Genomic DNA, 22223 nt, shown 5'->3' with positions numbered 1-22223 from the left:
AATGGGGAAAATCTATCCTGCAATGCAGCAAATATCCATGTGTTTAGGGCGTTTCCTCGAGAGAATGAGGTTAGGTTGTCTTGTTTTTCACGTCCTGCTCTGTCAATTTGTAAATCATTGTAAACTGGTCGAGAATGTCGTGGCGGAACGGAAGATCTTTGCGGGACCGAAGGTGAGACGGGTGCGGCAGGCTTTGCAGCTTACGCAAACCGCAATGGCGGAAGGTTTGGGAATTTCTCCCTCCTACCTCAACCTGATCGAGCGCAACCAGCGCCCATTGACGGTGCAGCTGCTTTTGCGTCTGTCCTCCGTCTACAAGGTTGATCTTGAACTTTTGCAGGCGGAAAGTAGTGGTGCTGCAACGCAGTTACGCGAAGTGTTTGCTGATCCGCTACTGGCCGGGGAAGTTCCCGGCGAGCAGGAGGTTCTAGAGCTGGCGGACATGGCGCCCAACGCGGCAGGCGGCATCATCAAGCTTTATCGTGCCTACCGTGAGCAGGCTGCACGCCTGACCGATTTGTCAGAACTTCTGGCGCGTGAGGGGCATGAAACATCGCTGGCAGGTGCAAGGCTTCCCGTTGATCTGGTGCGGGAACGAATGGAACGTCGCTCCTGCTTCTACCCGGCAATCGAGGCGGCGGCAGAGAGCTTCATGGAAGCTTTGCTGCCAGGTGATGATACGACGGCGCGGTTGAAAGCCTGGCTGCGGGAAAAGCATGGTATTACGATTCGCCTGCTTCCTGTTCATGCCATGCCCAATCTCAGCCGCCGCTACGATCGCCATTCCATGCGGCTTTTCCTGTCAGAACGATTGTCTCTGGCGGATCGACGGCGGGAAATTGCTCAGGAAGTGGCGCTTCTGGCGCTGCGCCAGGAGATCGATGCGGAGCTGGAAGCACTGTCTCTCGGCTCGGCGGAAGCTACGCGGATTGCTCGTTTTGAGTTGGCGAGGTTGGCCGCACTGGCGCTGCTGATGCCCTACGGTGCCTTCCTCACGGCAGCATCGCGGGCGCGGTTTGACGTGGATGTGCTGGCTGCCCGCTTCGATGTGTCCTTCGAGCAGGCAGCGTTCCGCCTGCCCATGCTGGCGCGTCCGGGTGCAGCAACGCCTGCCTTCTTCATCATGGAGGTGGATCATGCCGGTCACATTCTGCGTCGTGCCGGTGCGCAAGGCTTTCCCAAAACCCGCTTTGGCGGCAACTGTCCTAAACTTGGTGTGCATCTGGCATTGATGCAGCCGGGGCAAACAGTGGTGGATGCTGTCGAGATGACGGACGAGACGCGGTTCCTCACGATATCGCGCAGTATTGATAGCGGGCATCTCGGCTTTGGAGAGCGGCCGAGACGCAGGGCTATCCTGCTGGGCTGCGAAATGGAGGCTGCGGGCGACATTATCTACCGCCTCGCTGCGGACCTTCCTGCCGCCAAGGTTCTGGCCGGAACTGCCTGTCGCGTGTGTGAGCGGCAGGGCTGTCTTTCCCGTGCAGAACCACCGGTCACCAGGCCCCTCGGTCTGGATGAAATGGTGACGGGGCTCAGCGCATTCGATTTTCAATAGTGTTACAATGCACATGCTTTGTGCGTTGCCGAATATTTGCGCTTGTCGCTTTCCATATTCCTTTCTACTCTCTTAAAGAAATACAGAATTTGTGCCTGTCATCATCAGGAGGACAGGCGACAAGACGGGAACAGGAGCTGACATGAAAATCGCCGCCTTGGGCATCCTGGCGCTGGCCGCCACCGCTTTCGCTTCCACCACGGTTCTGGCTCAGGATCGCGAAGTCCACGTCTATAACTGGTCAGATTACATTGACCCGTCCATTCTTGAGGATTTCACCAAGGAAACCGGTATCAAGGTTGTCTATGACGTTTTCGACGATAATAGCTTGCTTGAAACCAAGCTTCTGGCGGGCGGCTCCGGTTACGATGTCGTGGTGCCGACCGGTCCTTTCCTCCAGCGCCAGATCAAGGCTGGGGTGTATCGCGAACTGGATAAAAGCAAGCTGACGAATATCGGCAATATGTGGCCGGAGATCATGCAGCGCCTTTCGAAATACGACAAGGATAACGCCCATGCGGTCAACTACATGTGGGGGACCACCGGCATTGGCTACAATGTCGATAAGGTAAAGGCTGTTCTGGGCGATGTGCCGATCGATAGCTGGGACGTCATCTTCAAGCCGGAAAATGCCGAGAAGCTGAAAGCCTGCGGCCTCAACGTGCTGGACGCGCCGGACGAGACTTTCGCCATTGCGCTGAATTACTTGAAGAAGAACCCGGACAGCAAGGAAATTGCCGATATTCGCGCCGCAGGCGAGGTCTATAACAAAATCCGCCCCTATGCGACTTCGATCAATTCAGCGGCCTATATCAACGATCTGGCCAATGGGGATATCTGCATCACCATCGGCTGGTCTGGCGATATCCTTCAGGCCAAGCATCGTGCGGAAGAAGCCAAGAACGGCGTGAATATTAATTACGTTCTTCCGAAAGAGGGAACGTATATGTGGTTCGACAATCTGGCGATCCCGGCGGATGCCAAGAATGTCGAAGAGGCGCACGCGTTCATCAATTACCTGATGCGCCCGGAAGTCATCGCCAAGGCTTCGAACTTCGTCCAATATGCCAACGGCAATCTTGCCTCGCAGAAGTTCATTGACAAGGCGGTGCTGGATAATCCTTCCGTTTATCCCACGAAGGAAGTGCTGGGCCGCCTGTTCACGATCTCGCCTTATGAAGGCAAATCGCAGCGTGAAGTGACATCCGTTTGGACGAAGTTCAAGAACGGTCGCTGACACATCGATTTTGGCGGGCTTCGTGCCCGCCATTTTGATTTACTTATCTGGCGACGAACAAAGTGGGCAGGGCATGGCCAAGACTCTCGGACCCGTTAAGCGCAAATTTTCTCCCTGGACCGATCCATCTGCTACTCCATTCATTCGGTTTGAAAATATCACCAAGCGCTATGGTGATTTCACCGCCGTCGATAATCTGACACTCGATATTTACGAACGTGAGTTCTTTTCCCTGCTTGGGCCGTCCGGTTGCGGCAAGACCACGCTGATGCGAATGCTGGCTGGTTTTGAGGAACCAACAGAAGGGCGCATACTGCTGCAGGGCAAGGATCTTTCTGGCGTTCCTCCCTATCGCCGTCCCACCAATATGATGTTCCAATCCTATGCGCTGTTCCCGCATATGACGGTCGAAAAGAACATTGCCTTCGGGCTGGAGCAGGATGGCCTGCCCAAGGCAAATATTGCCGCGCGCGTGCAGGAAATGCTGCGGCTGGTGAAGCTTGAAGCCTTTGCCAAGCGCAAACCGGCGCAACTGTCCGGCGGCCAGCGTCAGCGCGTGGCGCTTGCCCGCTCTTTGGCCAAGCGCCCCAAGGTTCTGTTGCTGGATGAGCCGCTTGGTGCACTGGATCGCAAATTGCGCGAGGAAACCCAGTTCGAGCTCATGGATATCCAGCAGACACTGGGGCTTACATTTCTGATCGTCACCCATGATCAGGAAGAAGCGATGACGGTGTCGGATCGTATCGCCGTCATGGACAAGGGCGAGGTGGTGCAGGTGGCAACGCCCGCTGAAATCTATGAGGCTCCGAACAGCCGCTATGTGGCGGAGTTTATTGGCGACATCAATATTCTGGAGGCAAAGGTCTCCGCCAAGGATGGCGAAGTTCTCACGCCTGGCCACCCGCCTGTGGTGCGACTGCAATCGGATGGATTGGCGCTCGCTGCGGAACAGGAGTGCCCGGCAACTGTTGGCGCTTCTGCCACCTTTGCCCTTCGTCCGGAAAAGCTGCGGATCTCCTTGGATAAGCCTGCGAACGCTGAAGTTAATGTTGCGCATGGCGAGGTTTGGGATATTGGCTATCTCGGCGATTTCTCGCTTTTCCTCGTCAAGCTGGATGACGGACGCATAATGCGTGCGGCGCAAGCCAATGTTTCCCGCCTTGTGGACCGGCCAATCACGTTTGGCGACATGGTTTGGCTCAGTTGGCCAGTTGATGCTGGTATGGTTTTAACCCGGTAGGGAAGGCGTTTAATATGGCAGAGATTGCAGCCTCTTCCCGAAACAGCCCCTTGCGATGGCTTGTTGTTGCCGTGCCTTATCTCTGGTTGCTGCTGTTTTTCGCAGCGCCGTTTTTCATTATCTTCAAGATTTCATTGTCGGACACGGAAATCTCGATGCCGCCTTACACGCCGGTATTCGAAGGCTTCGGTTCGATCCGCGACTTTCTCTCCGGCCTGGATTTTGAAAACTACAGCTACCTGACGGGCGATCCGCTCTATCTCGGCGCCTACCTGTCTTCGTTGCGGATCGCCTTGATCTCGACATTCCTGCTGCTTCTTATCGGCTATCCCATGGCACTGGCCATGGCGCGAGCGAATTCCGCCATTCGCCCAACCCTGATGATGATGGTCATCCTGCCTTTCTGGACCTCATTCCTCATCCGCGTCTATGCATGGATTGGCATTCTGAAGCCCGAAGGCTTGCTGACAATCCTGCTGCAAAGCCTGCATATCCTGGGGCCGGATCAACAGGTGCAGATTTTTAGAACGGAATATGCAGTCTTCATTGGCATCGTCTATTCCTATCTCCCCTTCATGGTGCTGCCCCTCTATGCAGCGCTGGAAAAAATGGATGGGGCGCTCCTGGAAGCGGCAAGCGACCTCGGCTGCCCGCCTTGGAAGGCCTTCTGGCGCATCACATTTCCACTCTCGCTGCCAGGCGTGATCGCAGGCTCGCTCATATGCTTCATCCCCATTACCGGCGAATTTGTTATTCCTGATCTGCTGGGTGGCCCGGAGACACTGATGATCGGCAAAACGCTGTGGACGGAGTTCTTCCAGAACAGGGATTGGCCGCTTGCCTCGGCAGTGGCCGTGCTTCTGCTGCTGGCACTTGTCATTCCGATCGTGATCTTCCAGAACCAGCAGAAGAAGGTGGCTTGAGATGAAACCGGGCCGCTTCGATAGCACTGTCCTCACCCTCTGCTTTGCGTTTCTCTACATCCCGATCATCATTCTGGTGGTCTATTCCTTCAACGCATCGAAACTCGTCACCGTCTGGGGTGGTTTTTCGTTTGAGTGGTATCGGTCCCTATGGAGCAATCAGAGCCTGATGGATGCCGCCTGGGTCACGGCGCGGGTCGGCGTGCTCAGTGCAACATTCGGCACGGTTCTCGGCACGTTAGCGGCTCTGACACTTGTGCGCTTTCCACGCTTTCCGGGGCGCATTCCCTTCACCGGCATGATTTACGCTCCACTCGTCATGCCGGAGGTCATCACTGGACTTTCGATGCTGCTACTTTTCGTGGCGATGAATGTCGATCGCGGCTTCTGGACGGTCACAATCGCACATACCACATTCACCATGTGCTATGTGGCGGTGATCGTGCAGTCCCGGCTTATGACTTTTGACCGAAGCCTGGAGGAAGCGGCGCTCGATCTTGGTTGCCCGCCGGTCAAGACCTTTTTCCGCATCACGCTGCCGTTGATCCTGCCTGCTATCATTTCCGGCTGGATGCTCGCTTTCACGTTATCGCTGGATGATCTGGTGATTGCGAGCTTCACCACCGGGCCGGGAGCGACCACGCTGCCCATCAAGATCTATTCGCAGGTGAGACTGGGTGTGACACCTGAAATCAACGCAATCTGCACGATCCTGATCGGGCTTGTCACAATCGGGGTGATTGCCGCGTCCATCAGCTCCAAGCGCACGGAGTTGCGCCGTATTCGAGATGAGCATGTCGCTCTGCGCGGGGCGACGTGAACCGAAAACGCGATCAAGGCGTGTTAGGAACAGCCGTCTCGACGGATGTCGTCGGGGCAGAAGGCCAGATCACAGGGTTTGGCCACACACCACCGATATAGAGTTCCCGCGGCGCTTTGCCGTTGGATATATTTTCCAATGCACCTGTCAGGAAGAGGCTGCGGGTGAGAAAGGGAACCGCGCCGGAAAGGGTCAAGCGATAGGGGGCGGCATTCAGCGCCAGCGACTGGATTTCGACCGTGCCGCCACTAACCTGCGCATTGAGGTCCAGCGTGTCGAAGCTTAGGGACGCGCGACGAACCTGTTTGAGATCGAAATAGTTCGCACTGCTGGAAAGCATATCGAGCTTGACCAGATCGAGCCCCGGCAACGTGCCGCTGGTGGCATTGACCTGCACCTGCCCGCGAACTTCATCTGCGCTCACATTGCGAAGCGGCTGATCGGCAACCAGGCGCGCCGACAGGTTGCCCCTGCCACTCATGGCAATATTTTCCAGCTTCAACGCACTTGCAAGCTGGGCAAGGTTGACGTCTCGGGCCTTCAGATTAAGCTTGGTCGTTTCCTTGGGCTCGCTGCTCATGGAGAGGTCACCCGTCAGATTGCCACCAAAAAGATCGGCATCCAGAACCTCCACCTGCGCGCGTTCCATGCTGGAAACCACACTGACGGCGGCATTCGTCATGTTGAGCATGCCCAGTTGAGCTTGAGCGGCAGAAAACCGCACATCGAAACCAAGTTGACGCTCGAAGGGAGGCTCGGCGGGCTTTTCTGCATCACCGTCATCTTCATCGGATTGACCGGAAATCGCGGTGACCAAGTCGCCCAGGTTTAGTGCATCGAAGGCAAGTGTTCCCGTCACTCTGGAGGCAGATGTTTCCGTGGCCATGGATAGATCCATGACGCCAGTTCCCGTTGTGCCGTTTGCCCCGATGGAAAGCTGATCGAAGCGAATGACATGACCAAGCGTCACAAGCTTGGAACTCAGGGAAAAATCAGTCAGTCGATCTGCGATATGGATGGGCAGTTTCGTCCAGGCAACGACGTCTGCAACACTCGGCACAGTGAGCTTCAAATCTCCGGCGAAAAAGGCGTAGTGGGCCAGATCCGCCGAGCCGCTAAAATTGGCGGTTACCAGCGCGGATTGCAGGCTTGCATCCACCTGGGTGCTGCGACCCGCCAGCAGTCTCAATGGTGCTGCGGCACTCACGTCCAGAGCGGCAGTCTTGCCGTTCACGACACCCTTCATTGTCAGCCGGGCAGAGGCAGAAAGCCGCGCCCAATCGAGAGTGCCTTCGATATCATCAATCGAGAGCGAGCGACCGGCGGCATCGCTCATGATGATGGAGCCGTGAACGACTGTAATATCACCAAGGACGAGATCATGGGCTAGCACGGTATTGCCGCTTTCATGATCTGCCTGTTCGCGGACAGCCTTTCCGAGAAGCCCGTCCGTCCCCCAGTTCAGACGGCCTTTTGCATTTCGTCGTAACAAAATGCGCGGTTCGATCAGCGTAAAATCTTCAAAGACAGGCGCGCCACGCAAAGCTTGCCAAATGCTGAAACGGGCAGACAACGATTCGACATGGCCGATGATCGGCGCATCGGCCCGATCCTCCTTGCGGATGGTTATATCGCGCAACGTCACCACTGGGCGTGGCCAGAAGCTGAGTTCCGGTGGGGCAGCAATGAGAATATCGTGGCCCAGCCATTCTTCGACCGTTGCCTCCATGCGCTCACGCACAAGCTGTGAGGAAATCAGGGATGGCGAGAAGATGCGGAAAGCTAAAATACCCAAAAGCACGGCCATGCTCGCCAGAAGCGCGGCGCTGATCAGAAAATTGCGCGGCTTGTGCTGGTTCATGCGGTCGAGAGAGCTTCCACGGTGATGTCCGCTGTTGGGACGCTGACAGATCTAGGATCGCTGAGCGAAGGCCTGTGTGTGTATTCGCGGTTTGGCTCTAACTGAAATAACTCCTTCTTGCAAATGCGAGAGATTGGTGCGCTCTTTATCTGGCATTGCAACATGCTATAGCTGAGCAATCAGGGTTGGAGGACTGTCGATGAATGCCGAAATGCCGCTTTGGGTCCCTTCTGTCGAACAGTGTGCACACGCTCCGCTCACACGGTTCATGACGTGGTTAAGCGGTCGCACCGGACAGGCCTTTGGCGATTCTGATCTCCTGCATGCGTGGTCCATCGAAAATCGGGCCGAATTCTGGACAGCCATCTGGGACTACTTTGAGGTGCGCGGCGAAAAAGGCGAGCGTGCGCTGGTTGATGGCGACATCATGCTGAAGGCCCGTTTCTTCCCCGATGCGAAGCTGAACTTTGCAGAAAATCTGTTACGGCGCAGTGGCTCGGATGATGCGTTGATTTTCCAGAGTGAGGACAAAGTGTCCTATCGCTGGACTTGGGATGAGCTACGCGAAAAGGTCTCCCGTTTGCAGCAGGCCCTGCGCGCGCAGGGAATTGGCGAGGGTGACCGCATCGCCGCCATGATGCCGAACCTGCCGGAAACCATGGCCTTCATGCTGGCTGCCGCATCCATTGGGGCTATCTGGTCTTCCTGCTCGCCGGATTTTGGCAGGCAGGGTGTTCTGGATCGTTTCGGCCAGATCGAGCCGAAGCTGTTTATCACCTGCGATGGCTATTGGTATAACGGCAAGCGTCAGGATGTAGCGGACAAGGTTCGCGATGTTGTGGCGGACTTGAAAGTGCCGGTGATTATCGTTCCCTATGCGGGTGATGCGCAAGCACTGGCGGCCTCGCTTGACCATGGAAAAGTGCTGGAAGCGTTCATCGCGCCTTTCTCGGCAGCTCCGCTCGAGTTCGTTCAACTTCCCTTCGCGCACCCGCTCTATATTCTTTTTTCCTCTGGCACGACGGGCGTTCCAAAATGCATCGTGCATTCCGCTGGTGGCGTGCTGTTGCAGCATCTGAAAGAGCATGTCTTGCATTGCGGCGTGCAGCCGGGTGATCGCCTGTTCTATTTTACCACCTGCGGCTGGATGATGTGGAACTGGCTGGCTTCCGGTCTGGCGGCTGGCGCGACACTCTGCCTTTACGATGGTTCGCCATTTGCGCCGGACGGCAATGTGCTGTTCGATTATGCGCAGAAGGAGCGTTTTGCAATCTTCGGCACCTCTGCCAAATATATCGATGCCGTGCGCAAAGGCGGCTTCGAGCCGATCCGCTCGCATGATCTGAGCGCGCTCAGGCTTATCACTTCCACGGGCTCGCCGCTTTCCCCGGAGGGGTTCAGCTTCGTCTATGAGGGCATCAAGAAGGATGTGCATCTCGCCTCAATTTCCGGTGGAACAGATATCGTCTCGTGCTTTGTGCTGGGAAATCCGCTGAAACCCGTGTGGCGCGGCGAAATCCAGGGGCCGGGTCTCGGTCTTGCTGTCGATGTGTGGAATGACGAGGGTCAACCTGTGCGCGGCGAAAAGGGTGAACTGGTTTGCACCAAAGCCTTCCCTTCCATGCCGGTCATGTTCTGGAACGACGCGGATGGTGCCAAATATCGTGCCGCCTATTTCGAGCGGTTCGACAATGTCTGGTGCCATGGCGATTTTGCTGAATGGACCGCCCATGGCGGGCTCGTGATTCACGGACGCTCGGATGCCACGCTTAATCCGGGCGGTGTGCGCATCGGGACAGCAGAAATCTATAATCAGGTCGAGCAGATGCCGGAGGTTCTCGAAGCCATCTGCATTGGCCAGGATTGGGAGGATGACGTGCGCGTGGTGCTTTTCGTGCGGCTGGCGGAAGGCAAGGTGCTGGATGAGGCTTTGACTTCGGCCATCAAGACGAAAATCCGCAGTGGCTGCACACCGCGTCATGTGCCTGCCCGCATCATTGCCGTCAACGATATTCCCCGTACTAAATCCGGAAAGATTGTTGAGCTTGCTGTGCGGGAGGTGGTCCACAACCGTCCGGTCAAGAATAAAGAAGCGCTTGCCAATGCCGAGGCGTTGGAACTGTTTGCCAATCTTCCGGAGCTTCAGCAATAAGAATAGGAGAAATGTTATATATGCTCATATTCTTAACTGGTTTTTAAGTTGAGCGTATGAGGATGCGAAGGCAGAGACAAGAACGAACTTCGTTTAGTGGCTCAACTCTGGACAAAATCTATCAGCATGACCTTGAGGGCAGCTTCGGCTGCCTTTTCTTTTGCTTGCCGTTCAACGCTCCATAGTGCGTGAGACGAACAGCACTGGCACAAGCCCGACAAGTACGATGATCAGTGCTGCAACAGATGCGTCTTCCACCTGTGCGCGTGAGGCGTCTTCGTAGATCAGCGTGGCCAAAGTGTTGAAGTTGAAGGGTCGCAAAAGAATGGTAGCTGATAGCTCCTTCATGGTTTCCACGAAAACGAAGAGGGCCGCCGTCAGCAGGGCAGGGCGCATATTCGGCAAGAGAACGAAGATGAGGGTCTGAAGCCGGTTACGCCCCAACGTGCGAGCCGCCATGTCGAGGTGCGGCGAAAGCTTGTGGAAGCCGGCATCCACCGTTCCTTCTGCCATGGTGAGAAAGCGCGTGCTGCACGCATAAAAAATGGCAAAGCCAGTACCGGAGAGGATGAGGCCGGTCGAGATGGCAAAGTGCTGCCGGAGAAATGCATCCAGTGCGTTATCGAAAGCGGCCAGTGGAAATAAAACGCCGATCGCCAGCACAGTGCCCGGCATGCCATAGCCGAGAGATGCAATGCGCCCCGCCACACGGGTGGTGCGGCCCGTATGGCCGCGATTGGCATAAGCCAGCGCAAAGCCGATCAGGACAGTAGCGAACGCTGCGGAGCCTGAAACAGTGACGCTATGGCCAATTGCTTTCCACAATCGCTCATCGGAGAAAAGATACAAGCGTTTGCTGGCATAATGAACCAACATGAGAAACGGCAGAAGAAAACCGATTGCGACAGGCACGATGCAAACCAATGCCGCTGCCGCACCCTTCAAGCCTTGCAGGGGGCGGCGGACATGATCATTTACGCTTGCCGTGGTGCGATTGGCGACAAAGCGCTGACGCCTGCGCGCCATGCGTTCCACCCAGATCAACAATGCGACGAAGACCAGTAGAATAAGCGCCAATTGAGCTGCGCCCGCAAGGCTGCCACGGTTCAGCCAGCTATCATAGATCGAGAAGGTGATCGTATTGACGCCGAGATATTCCACCGCTCCGATATCGTTCAGCGTTTCCATCGCCACCAAAGTGAGACCGATCATGATGGCCGGGCGTGCCATGGGCAATTGAATGCGCCAGAGCGTTCGCCACAGGCCGGACCCAAGCGTGCGGGCCACATCTCCAGCGGCGCGGCCTTGCATAAGGAAGGTCGAGCGGCAGGCGAGGTAGACGTAAGGGTAAAGTACGCTGGACATGATCAAAACCGCGCCACCGAGCGAGCGAATGTCCGGGAACCAGTAATCGCGGATGGTCTTGAAGCCGAACATATCACGCAACAGCGTTTGAACGGGGCCCGTATAATCCAGAAATTCCACGAAGGTGTAGGCTGCGATATAGGAGGGGATGGCCAGCGGCAATACGAGCGCGACTGAAAGCAGGCGGCGAAACGGAAACTGGAATGTGGTAACGAGCCATGCTGTGGCAATGCCGAAAACACAGGTGACCAGGCCGGTGAACGCCACCAGCAGAACTGTGCGTGTTGCTGCCCGCGGCAGCACATTTACCAGCACATGGCTCATGGTTTCAGAGCCGCCCGAAAATGCAATCCATATGACCGCTGCCACCGGCATGGCGGCAATCGCGGCAATCAATACGGCAATTGCTGAGAGCGTGCGGGTTTCCGCACGCGCCGCATGTTTCAGAGCGAGGCTGGCTTGAGGCAAACCGGCATCCTTTGTTCTTGAATTTCAGCGTCAGCCCTACAACATCGCCGGCAAAAGCCAATAGCCGTCTGAACGATTTCGTTGAACTTAATCAGCCAGAACGCGCGGTGAGGGGAAGGTCACCTCCACCAGTGTTCCCTCATTCGGGGCGGAATGGATGGAGAAGACAGCGCGGTTCGCATCCACCATGGCTTTTGTCAGTGGCAGACCGAGGCCTGTGCCGTCCCCACGCTTGCGTGAGGCACCTGCCACCTGACGAAACGGCTTCATAGCTAATTCCAGCTCTGAACGTGTCATGCCAATGCCTGTATCCCGCACGCGCAGTACCACGCTGCCATTGCTTTCATAGCTGGTGGAGACCACGATTTGCCCGCCGGAAGGCGTGAAGCGAATGGCATTGGAGAGGATGTTGAGCACGATCTGCTTGATGGAGCGAAGATCGGCCACCACGGGTGGAACGGACTGGCTAAGGGCCGTGCGAATGATGACACGCTGCGTATTGGCCTGTGGCTGCAGCAGGGAAACGGCTTCTGCAATGGTGTCGTTGATGCCGACGGAGGCAAAATCCAGATCCATCTCACCGGCTTCGATCTTCGAAATATCCAGAAGATCGTTGACGATATCGAGAACATGCCGACCTGAACGACCAATATCATTGGCGTATTCCACGTAGCGGGAATGGCCTATGGGACCGAGGCGTTCCGTCGCCATCATATCGGCAAACCCTATGATGGCGTTGAGTGGTGTACGGATTTCATGGCTCACATGCGCCAGGAAATCCGTCTTGTGAGCGCTGGCGGTTTCTGCCGCACGCTTGGCATTGCGCAACTCGTCTTCAGTGCGCTTCCACTGGGTCACATCCCGAATGACGGCGCAGAAGCCGTTGGAAGAGGTCAGCTTGCCGATGGTCATGAACAGAGGCACGAAGCCGCCGCTGGATTCGCGACCGATCACTTCCCGCCCGTCGTTGAGAAGGCTAGCCACGCCAAAGCCGGTGAGGCCGCTCAAATAATCGAGAACGGATTTCTGGCTTTCATGGGCAAAGAGCATCACGAAGGGTTTGCCGATGGTTTCGGCATTGTCATAGTTGAAGAGTGCGCTTGCCGCCCGGTTCATGGAGCGAATGTCACCTTCGGATCCCAGCGTCACGACGCCGTCCGTCGCAGTATCCAGAATGGCGCGCAATTCCTCCACTTCTACACTCAAGCGATTGACCTCGTCGGCCTGCGCCTGCTGTTCAGCAAGGGCCTCCGGTGAGGGCTCGACCTTGGCGGCGTCCGGATCAGTAACATTTGGCATGAGTGCCAAAATCAGCGCCGAACCATCGTCATAGCGCACGGATTGCAGGCGGGCCGTGACTGGAACAATGACATCATCGGCACGAACAACAACCATGCCGCCCGCTTCAGACGTCTTGTCATCCAGTTCGTGACGCTGCAACAGGGCATCGAGCCCACCCACTTCGCCCAACTGCTCCAGGGAATCGTAGCCGGTCAGCCGCAGGAATTCTGCATTCGCGTGGATCAATTCGTCCCCACTATGCACCAGAAGCGCGACGGGCATTTGATCGATGATGTCAGCCGAAAGCTGCGGCCGGGGACGAAGCAGGCCGGATTCTGCATAGGCCTGAGCGAGCGTGATCGGCTCCTCATCAGCTTCAGCTTCTGCCTCTAGGCTCACCTCTTCCTGCTCGCCAGAATGATCGACAGCCGCCTCTTGATCTTCGTCGACTGCGTCACTGTCGCTTTCAACAAAAGGCGCGTCATCTTCGGCTTGCGTCAGTTCCTGGCTTTCAACGGCTGGGATTTCCTCTGCCTCGCCAGTTTCCGAAACCTCGTCTTGCGCGTGCTCATGCTCTGAGGCCAATTCAGCCTCGCTCACAGCATTCTGGTCATCGTCGGCCTCAAGGCCAATGTGAAGCAGGGAACCGGCCGGCTTAACGGTCTCGGCAGAAACCTCGTCCGCTACCGCTTCCGGCGCTGTCTTCAGCGGCCCAGAGGTCTCGGCCGGTCTTTGCGATTTAGCACTTTCTTCCCCGCGTCGGAATGCTTCCAGACGCCGCGCAATCTCCTGAAAGGCGGCCTGTTCCCCAGGGGTCAACCGGTCGCCCGTGCGCAAACGACGCTCATCGAAGCGTACCACTTTATCGGAGTGGCGTTGCCCCGGATTCTCAACGATCCGCAGCACTGGCTTTTCGAAAGCAGGAAGCGGCATTGGTTCGTTTCGGTCCGCTTCGGTCTCGCCAGCCATTGTGCTTTCGGCGTCGTCCGCCTGAACATCTGTAGCCGCTGCCGTCACGTCATCACCGGATGCCTCGGTCTCAACCTCGGTCAGCCTTTCGGTGTTTTCCTCGTCGGTCACGTCCTCATTCGAGGCTGCGTCCTGCTCAGCCTCATAGTCTACAGTCGCATCCAGGTCGGCCGCATCTTCAAGGTCCATGCCGTCCAATTCTGCGTAGAAGGCATCGACCTCTTCCGCCGTGACGGGTTCCAGCTCCTCGTCCTCATCGGATGAAGCCGTTGCAATCTCGGTCTCTTCCTCCGAAGGCTCCTCGACTTCGGTAATCTGCGGCTCGTCTTCCGAAGCTTCTTCCAAGCCTTCGGAAAGATGGGGCGAAGGCTCATCGGCAAATCCGGCCTCGGCTCCTACTTCAGCCTCGCTTGCTAAAGGCGCAGCCTCGACCTCCGGCGCTTTGGTCTCGCCATCTTCGAAGGTGACAAAATTGGCTTCGTCGCTGTCGTCGGAAATGTATTCCTCTTCTTCAGCCTCTGAGACCAGGGTCAGTCCCAGCCCCAAGGGGTCTTCCTTGGCATCGGCAAGACGAATAATGCCGAACCCACGGAAGCCATCGAATTCCCGGCTGCGGGAGTAAGTTGGCAAGGCTGCAAGATCAATCGGCACAATCAGCGATGTACCCTCGATCGGCCACCAGATTGTTTTGCCAGACCAGGTATCGCGACGGTTCAGAAGCTCCGTGATGCGGCCTTCAGGGTCCAGATTGAAAAGAGCGGCGACATCGCCGAAGGAAAGTCCGGTGACTTCAGCTGCGTGGGGGCCAACGGCATTGGCAAGCTCAGACGAAATCTCGCTGAAGTTTCCATCCGCATCGATTTTCCAGACGAAACGCGTCGCACGCGTATCGCGCCTGCGCTCAAAGGGGAAACCTTCTCTCGTTGTCACTGAGGCTGGTGCCTCATCGGCAGGCACGAGCTCATCATTATCAGGCTCCCGACGCACAACGGCAGGCGCGCGCGGCTGCTCCTTCACAGCCTCCTGAATATCCGCATCGGGCGCGGGATTATCAGTTATATCGTCGACAGCCTTTAAGGCTACCTCGGTGAAATCAGGGTCTTCTTCAACCTGCTCTTCCAGTTCATCAATGTCGGCAATGGCTGTGAGAGCTTGATCGAATGCGCTTTCCGGCGATGTGGAATGAACGTCTACATCATTCTCCGTCTTTGGCTCTTCAGGCGCTTGCGAAGAAGGATCGGCATCCGACCCCTGCGGAGCCACGTCCGATTCCGGCTCCGGCATGATTTCAACGCTCTCATCCGTCTGCGGTTGGACGATGAACAGAAGATACCTTGCAGGCTGGTCAGTCAGACGTGCGAGTGCACAGGGCAGATTGCCAAGGCCTGTCTTGAGCAAGCGCTTGACGATACGCTCAGGCACGCGCTCCAGTGCCTCAACCATGGCCAGGCGGGCGGCGGAATTAAGTCGAAGACGGTCAAAATCCGGCGAGGAAGCAATCAAATCGGCGTTTTCGCCCATCACGGCCATATGCGTATTCGGGTCGTCGAAGCCTTCCAGCATGCGAGCGGCGAAATCCGCCATTGCGGCCTCTTCGTTAGCGTCAGGCACGCTGAGCAGGATAGCAGCTTGCGCATTCGGCAGATCGATCAATTCCACTTGCGCACGGGCGGAGATACGCTCGAACCCAGAGGTGATGCGCACGGAAAGACCAGCACTGTCTCCGGTTTGGCGCAGTGCGCGCGCGGCAGCCTTTGTCTGGCGGAAGGTGATATCGCTGGCAGGGACGCCACGATCCATGAGATCGTAAATCGTGGCCGCGCGGAAGAGCCGTGCGCCGCGACCATTTGCCCACAGCACGTCCTTCATGTCCGGGCTGAACAAAACAAGCGCTTTGCCTGCGGCAAACTGCTCACGCACTCTCTCATGAATAGCGATATCGACGAACGGATACTGCACAGCGGACATCGGCTTCCTAGACAGGGACCCTTCGGAGTTCATTCCGAAGTGAGGTTAACACATTGTTAGTAACTTCCCAGCCCCCATTCGGTCCACTCGCGGAGGAGTTATTCTCCTCAACAGGGTTAACCTGTAAAATTGTATGTTGCATCGCACAATAATGTTGCAATGCACAACGAGATCGCCTATATAGAGGTCATGGAGCCTCGATTGAGGTCTAACTCGATAAGGATGGATGACATGGCATACAGAACTGATGACGTTTTCTCGTTCTCTGCCTTTGACCCGAGCCGCATGACTGAAGGTCTGCGCGACTTTGCGGAAAAGGGCGCCTCCCAGTCCCGTGAGGCTTTTTCCAAGATGAAGGAAGCCGCTGAAGAGGCTAGCAAGGTTGTGGAAACAACTGTGCAGACGGCACATGCTGGCTCTGTTGAGCTGGGCCTGAAGGCAATTGGTGCCATGCGCACCTCTGCTGACTTGTCGCTTTCCCACATGGAAGCGCTTCTGGGTGTAAAGTCCGTGTCCGAGCTGATCGAACTGCAAACTTCGTTCGTGCGTAAGCAGGCGGAAGTGGCAGTCGAGCAGGCCAAGGCCATGCAGGAAGCTGCCCGCAAGGTGTCCGAAGAGGTTTCCAAGCCAGGCAAGGATGCCGCTGAGAAGGTCATGTCGACTTTCAAGACGGTCTAAAAGTTAAATCCTCCCAAGGATGGGCCGGGTTTTGCCCGGCCTTTTTTCATTAAGGGGCGGGAAGGGACTTGCAAAAAAAAAGCAATTCTCTTATGTCACGCCCTAGACGACGCCGGGCAACCGGCCATGTCATGTGCGGTTGTAGCTCAGTTGGTTAGAGCGCAGGTTTGTGGCACCTGAGGTCGGTGGTTCAACTCCACTCAACCGTACCATTTTTCTCATTCCTTCGATGCGCGACTTTCGACTTGGTTTGGCAGCATAGGCCGACCAGGATCCATGATTTGAGAAAAAACTGCTGCGCAGGAGCTCGCCATGAATAGTGTGTCGGAGCGCTCCGCCTCCTTTGACACGCTCCCAATGGCAACAAGCCTTTTCCGACGGATGCAAATATCCTCTGCTCAAGAGTAACTCGGGTTGCTTCAGAGACGGCTAGGCAAGCATTCCTTAAAATTTTTCTACATTAGTATAGCAGGAAATCGCTATAACTATTTCTCCTTAATCTTGCAGTGATGCGGTAAGGATCAATTAGCAATACAGCCTCAATTTTGGAGACAAATAGGAGGCTTTGCCGTGAAGATTTCCCACAAGTTGACCGCGACAACTTTTTCGCTCGCGTTGCTTCTTTTTGCGTCGATTTTGTCCACTTTCTCTGTGCTTGAAGTCATGCGCGGCTCCATGTCGACAATCGTGACCGACCGATTGATTCCAGCCAGAGACCTGAAAATGATAGGCGATCTCTATGCGGTCAACATCGTCGATACTTCACAGAAGGTGAATGCGGGTTCCACAAGTTGGGAGAACGGCAAGAAATCACTGGAGCAAGCTCTGACCAAGTCTGAAGAGCTTTGGAAGCAGTATCTCGCCACCTATCTGACCGATGAGGAAAAGAAGCTGGCCCTCGAAACTCAAGCTGACATCAGTAGCGGACGGGAGCCCATCAAGGAACTGGCGACCATCTTCGACAAGCACGATCAAGTAGCCCTGCAGTCATTCATCAATACCAAGCTTTACCGAGCAATCGATCCCATAACAGAACATATTGCCAAGCTGGTTGAATTGCAGGTGCGTGTCGGGCATGCTGAGTTTGATAAAGCCGAAGCGAAGGCTGAGTGGACCTTGGACCTGCTGCTCGGCTTTACCGTTGTGGCTCTTGTTGTGGTCGCCGTGGCAGTGCGGGTCATCCTCAAAGGGGTCACCGGTCCACTGCGTTTCATCACAAACTGTATGTCGGAGATAGCGCAAGGAAATCTTTCGCTGACGGTTCCCTTCCTGAAGAACAGGGATGAAATCGGTGCCATCGCAAAAGCACTGGAAGTTTTCCGCAATGCTGGCCTTCGCAACCGAGAACTGGAGCGTGAGGCGCAGGAGAGCCGCCTTCGCTCTGAGGCCGAACGGATCGAGATGCAGCGCCGCGCCGAGGAGGATGCTGCTGAACGTTTGCGTATCGCCACATCAGGATTGGCCGCTGGCTTGCAAAAGCTGGCAGCCGGCGATCTCAGCACGCAGCTGAACGAGGCCTTCGCTCCTGATTTCGAGCCTTTGCGCCATGATTTCAATGTCTCGGTTACCCAGCTCGGTCGTGTCCTGTCCCAGGTCTCGCAGGCTGTGCAAACCATGAACAACTCCACGAAAGAAATCGCAGAAAGCGCAAACGACTTCTCCAGGAGGACGGAACAGCAGGCATCGGCCCTGGAGGAAACAGCCGCGGCGCTTGAAGAGATTACCACGAATGTTTCTCAGTCCGCCCATTTGAGCAAGGAAGCACGGCTGGTTGCTAATCAGGCGAATAGTTCTGCCACCGTTTCTGCCGGTGTTGTTGCCAATGCGGAGGAAGCAATGCGCCGTATCGAGCAAAGCTCTGCGCAGATTTCCAACATCATCGGTGTTATCGATGAGATAGCCTTCCAGACCAATCTTCTGGCGCTTAATGCCGGGGTTGAAGCGGCCCGTGCAGGAGAGGCAGGAAAAGGTTTTGCTGTCGTGGCTCAGGAAGTAAGGGAGTTGGCGCAACGATCCGCTCACGCTGCAAAGGAAATAAAAGCCTTGATCCACAACTCGGTTGTCGAGGTGGAAAGTGGCGTCCAATTGGTGCGAGAAACAGGCGGCGCGCTGAAGACGATTGGGGAGTTGATCGTACAGATCAACGCGCATGTCGAATCAATTGCTCTGTCCTCCAATGAACAGTCCCTCGGACTGAAGGAGGTCAATATCGCCGTGAACCATATGGATCAGACGACACAGAGAAACGCGGCCATGGCTGAAGAGGCAACGGCTGCAACTTCCTCTCTGTTCCAGGAGTCGGGAAAGCTTCAAGAGCTGGTGTCCGCCTTCGTGCTCGAGCCACCCTCATCGCTCGGCCGAAGAGCTGCCTGAACGACAGGGCCTATGATCTGAGCACGAGTGAACGACGACCCATCCGAGAACCGGGTGGGTGTGCAAATTTGGGCCTGATGCTACTTCTCAAGGGTAGGAATTGGCATCTGTTATTTAGGAATTGTGTATATTGATTGTTTACTCTCGCTTTGAACACAGCTTCAGGCTGAGAAGAGAGAAGTTTCTAACTATGACTAATATTGCCATATCGAAGCGGCTGTGGATGGCTGTTCTCCCACCGCTTTGCGCCATGATCTACCTGGCATCTCTCCAGGTTGTTGATTTCCGGAGCTCCTACCAGCGCATGAACGTGGTTGTTGCGATCAGCGACGATCTGACAAAGCTCGCCGGTGTGGTTCATTCGATCCAGGTTGAACGCGGGCAGACGGCAGGCTTCATTACCTCGCAAGGGAAGGCGGGTGCGACCGAAGTGACAGCCGCGCGGCAGGCAGCGGACAAGGCCTTGCAGGCAATGCCCGATGTTTATGACGCGGCAGACACGCTTGGTCAGGCAGGTCTCAGCAAAGAAGTCGCAGATGTTCGCACGAAACTCAGTGAGCTCCAGGGTTTCCGCTCGAAAATTGATGCTCTCTCTGTTCCGGGCAAGCAATCTTTCGAATTCTATAGCGGCCTGATTGCCGATCTCATGGGTGCTGCGAGTGAGTTTGTCGAACTGGACAGCAGTTCGACACTGGCACCGGAAATGACTGCTTACACGCAGCTCATGGCCGCCAAGGAAATTGCGGGACAGGAGCGTGGCACGGGCAATGGCTTCATTGCGGCTGGAAAAGTTGATCCCGCACGTCTGGTAGCATTTGTGCAAATGGGTGGTGCCCAAGATGCACTATTGGCAAGCTTCCTCAATGGCCAAGATGATGCGCGCAAGGCAGATTATGCTGCAAGCTTGCAGGTGCCCGCCCTTGAAGACATTCGCGCGCTCCGAGCCAGGATTGCGGGCGATGGCAATGCCGCCAATCTTGCAGACCTCAACGCCAAGACCTGGTTTTCTCTGACCTCACAGCGCATTGATGCGATGAAAGCGCTGGAGGACAAGAGCCTTGCGCATATTGCAGCGCGTGCGCAGGCCGATGCCTCTAATGCCTTTTCGAGCTTGACGACGGTGCTGATCCTCTGCGTTTGTGGCGGCCTCCTGATGATTGTGTTGTGTGCCTATATGGCCATGACAATCTCCTCGCCGATCAAGGCGATGGTTGGCGCCATGGGGCGCTTGGCCGAAGGTCATCTGGAAACAACTGGCACGGATGGCAATCGCAAAGATGAAATCGGCGATATGGCGCGCGCCGTTGAGGTTTTCCGTCAAAATGCCATTCGCAACGCGCAGCTGGAATCGGAAGCGGATGCCGCTCGGGCTCGTGCCGAGAGCGACCGGATCGAGGCGCAAAGACATGCCGAGGCAGAGGCTGAGGAGCGGCTCAACCGCGCAACCGGTTCTTTGGCTGCTGCTCTGCGTGCTTTGGCATCCGGGGACATGAGCTGTGAAATCCATGAAGCCTTCGCCCCGCAATTTGAAGCTCTGCGTTCGGATTTCAATCGCTCTGTCAGCCAGTTACGCCAAACCCTGTTGACTGTCCGCCAGTCTGTTGCTTCTGTCAGCGGTGGTGCTTCCGAAATATCCGCCGCCTCCGATGATCTTTCGCGCCGTACGGAACAGCAGGCGGCCTCACTTGAGGAAACAGCCGCGGCACTTGAGCAAATCACCTCCAACGTTTCGGCCACATCCCGGCGGTCCAATGAAGCCAGCAGTGTGACGCGCGATGCTCAGATGCAGGCTGGCAAGTCTGGTGAAGTCGTGCGCGAAGCAGTGGTTGCCATGGAGCGGATCGACCAGGCGTCGCGTCAGATCGGCCAGATCATTTCCGTCATCGATGAGATCGCATTCCAAACCAATCTGCTTGCGCTCAATGCAGGCGTGGAAGCCGCGCGTGCGGGCGAGGCGGGTAAGGGTTTCGCAGTCGTGGCACAGGAAGTGCGGGAACTGGCACAGCGTTCCGCCAATGCAGCGCGTGAAATCAAGACCCTGATCAACAACTCGGAAGTAGCGGTGGCTGAAGGCGTACGGCTGGTTTCCGATACGGGCAGCGGCCTTGAAAGCATCGCGGAACTCATCGTTTCGGTCAACGCTCACATGGAGGCCATAGCCGGTGCCGCGCAGGAGCAATCATCCGGGTTGGCGGAAATCAGCAGTGCGGTTAACCAGATGGACCACACCACGCAGCAGAACGCAGCCATGGTAGAGCAGATGAATGCGGCAGGCGCTGGCCTTGCCCGTGAAAGCAACACGCTGGAAAGCCTGATTTCTCAATTCAAGCTTGAACAGTCACACTTGGCTGGCGGTCAATCCACAGCCGCCGTGCGACGGTATGCTTGAAAGTGCGGACGGCAGAGCGCAGCATCTACTCAAAAATGCTGCGTTCGGCTTTCACGCATTCGCTCAAGTAATCCACCACCGTTCGGATACGCACCAGATCCCGCAGGCTTTCGTGGTAATTCGTCCAATAAGCGCGGCGGATGGAAAGTTCCGGCAGCACGCGCTGAAGATCGGGTGATTGGCGCGCAATATAATTGTGTAGAATTCCAACGCCTGCACCGGAGCGCACTGCCTCCGTCTGGCCAATCGCGCTCGATACCTCGAAGGCTGCATCCCAGTTGCGCATGATTTCGCCTGTATAATTGAGCGAGGGCGAGAAAATGAGGTCATCCACATAGCCAATGCGCGGATGGTGGCGCAGTTCATCAATATCGCGCGGGCTGCCCCTGCTGGCAATGTAATCGCTGGAAGCATAGAGCCCGAGGGTATAATCCGTCAGTCGTGAACAGATGAGACGGCCTTGGCTCGGTTGCTCCACCGTCACGGCAATATCGGCTTCGCGCTGTGACAGGGAGAAGGATCGCGGAACCGGCACCAGCTGAATGCGCAAATGCGGATGCCGCTCCAGAAGCTTTCCAAGGCGCGGTGCGAGAAAAGACACACCAAAGCCATCCGGTGCGCCAATGCGCACCGTGCCTTCCACGGGCGCATCCAGCTTGCCGGTGCGCGCCTGGGCGGCCAGCATTTCCGCCTCCATGCGTTCTGCTGATGCAAGAAAGGCATGGCCTTCCGCCGTCAACTCGCAGCCGCTGGGCTTGCGGATCATCAGGCGGGTGCGAAGATCGCTTTCCAATGCACTCAAACGCCGCCCCAAGGTGGCATGGTTCACGCCCAGTCTTCGTGCCGCTGACAGCAATTGACCCTCGCGTGCCACTGCCAGAAACACGCGCACATTATCCCAGTCCATTTCGCTCACGCTTTAATTTTTGCACAATGGATGC

Annotated in this window: 13 protein-coding genes and 1 tRNA gene; 10 read left to right on the top strand and 4 right to left on the bottom strand. The window is 56.3% G+C overall.

Features of this window, described 5'->3' with window-relative positions; all coding sequences use genetic code 11:
• Window positions 1–139: 139 nt before the first annotated feature.
• From AC0JZ1_RS13470 to AC0JZ1_RS13450, 5 genes are all read left to right on the top strand, one after another.
• Window positions 140–1558 (top strand): helix-turn-helix domain-containing protein, encoded by a 1419-nt coding sequence (locus tag AC0JZ1_RS13470; RefSeq protein WP_471882859.1) that lies wholly within the window; start codon window positions 140–142, stop codon window positions 1556–1558.
• Between the two features lie 142 nt (window positions 1559–1700).
• Window positions 1701–2795, top strand: coding sequence for a polyamine ABC transporter substrate-binding protein (locus AC0JZ1_RS13465; RefSeq protein WP_471882858.1), 1095 nt, complete (start codon window positions 1701–1703; stop codon window positions 2793–2795).
• Window positions 2796–2868: 73 nt separating this feature from the next.
• Window positions 2869–4035, top strand: a complete 1167-nt coding sequence (locus AC0JZ1_RS13460) for an ABC transporter ATP-binding protein (protein WP_471882857.1) — start codon at window positions 2869–2871, stop codon at window positions 4033–4035.
• A 14-nt stretch (window positions 4036–4049) separates the two neighbouring features.
• Window positions 4050–4958, top strand: coding sequence for an ABC transporter permease subunit (locus AC0JZ1_RS13455; protein WP_471882856.1), 909 nt, complete (start codon window positions 4050–4052; stop codon window positions 4956–4958).
• A 1-nt stretch (window position 4959) separates the two neighbouring features.
• Entirely contained in the window at window positions 4960–5778 is an 819-nt protein-coding gene (locus AC0JZ1_RS13450) for an ABC transporter permease (protein ID WP_471882855.1), read from the top strand.
• A 13-nt stretch (window positions 5779–5791) separates the two neighbouring features.
• Here AC0JZ1_RS13450 and AC0JZ1_RS13445 read toward each other — a convergent pair whose 3' ends face one another.
• Window positions 5792–7639 carry an AsmA family protein gene (locus tag AC0JZ1_RS13445; protein WP_471882854.1) on the bottom strand — a complete coding sequence of 616 codons (1848 nt, stop codon included), beginning with the start codon at window positions 7637–7639 and terminating at the stop codon, window positions 5792–5794.
• A gap of 199 nt (window positions 7640–7838) precedes the next feature.
• Between AC0JZ1_RS13445 and AC0JZ1_RS13440 the strand changes: the two genes are divergently transcribed.
• Window positions 7839–9791, top strand: a complete 1953-nt coding sequence (locus tag AC0JZ1_RS13440) for an acetoacetate--CoA ligase (RefSeq protein WP_471882853.1) — start codon at window positions 7839–7841, stop codon at window positions 9789–9791.
• Between the two features lie 171 nt (window positions 9792–9962).
• Here the strand turns inward: AC0JZ1_RS13440 and AC0JZ1_RS13435 are convergent, their stop codons facing one another.
• Window positions 9963–11531, bottom strand: coding sequence for an ABC transporter permease (locus AC0JZ1_RS13435; RefSeq protein WP_471883448.1), 1569 nt, complete (start codon window positions 11529–11531; stop codon window positions 9963–9965).
• Between the two features lie 180 nt (window positions 11532–11711).
• Window positions 11712–15842, bottom strand: coding sequence for an ATP-binding protein (locus AC0JZ1_RS13430; RefSeq protein WP_471882852.1), 4131 nt, complete (start codon window positions 15840–15842; stop codon window positions 11712–11714).
• A gap of 231 nt (window positions 15843–16073) precedes the next feature.
• Between AC0JZ1_RS13430 and AC0JZ1_RS13425 the strand changes: the two genes are divergently transcribed.
• The 4 genes from AC0JZ1_RS13425 to AC0JZ1_RS13410 all read left to right on the top strand — a co-directional run bounded on the left by AC0JZ1_RS13425 (window position 16074) and on the right by AC0JZ1_RS13410 (window position 21282).
• Window positions 16074–16520 (top strand): phasin, encoded by a 447-nt coding sequence (locus tag AC0JZ1_RS13425; protein ID WP_471882851.1) that lies wholly within the window; start codon window positions 16074–16076, stop codon window positions 16518–16520.
• Between the two features lie 135 nt (window positions 16521–16655).
• Window positions 16656–16732 (top strand) — tRNA-His (locus AC0JZ1_RS13420).
• A 358-nt stretch (window positions 16733–17090) separates the two neighbouring features.
• Entirely contained in the window at window positions 17091–18893 is a 1803-nt protein-coding gene (locus tag AC0JZ1_RS13415) for a methyl-accepting chemotaxis protein (RefSeq protein ID WP_471882850.1), read from the top strand.
• A gap of 190 nt (window positions 18894–19083) precedes the next feature.
• Window positions 19084–21282 carry a methyl-accepting chemotaxis protein gene (locus tag AC0JZ1_RS13410; RefSeq protein WP_471882849.1) on the top strand — a complete coding sequence of 733 codons (2199 nt, stop codon included), beginning with the start codon at window positions 19084–19086 and terminating at the stop codon, window positions 21280–21282.
• A gap of 25 nt (window positions 21283–21307) precedes the next feature.
• Here AC0JZ1_RS13410 and AC0JZ1_RS13405 read toward each other — a convergent pair whose 3' ends face one another.
• Window positions 21308–22189, bottom strand: a complete 882-nt coding sequence (locus tag AC0JZ1_RS13405; protein ID WP_471883447.1) for a LysR family transcriptional regulator — start codon at window positions 22187–22189, stop codon at window positions 21308–21310.
• Window positions 22190–22223 lie beyond the last annotated feature (34 nt).

The organism is Affinirhizobium capsici (assembly GCF_977018625.1).
The sequence above is the reverse complement of the archived record's forward strand: the minus strand, read 5'-3'. Positions and strand labels throughout refer to the sequence as shown.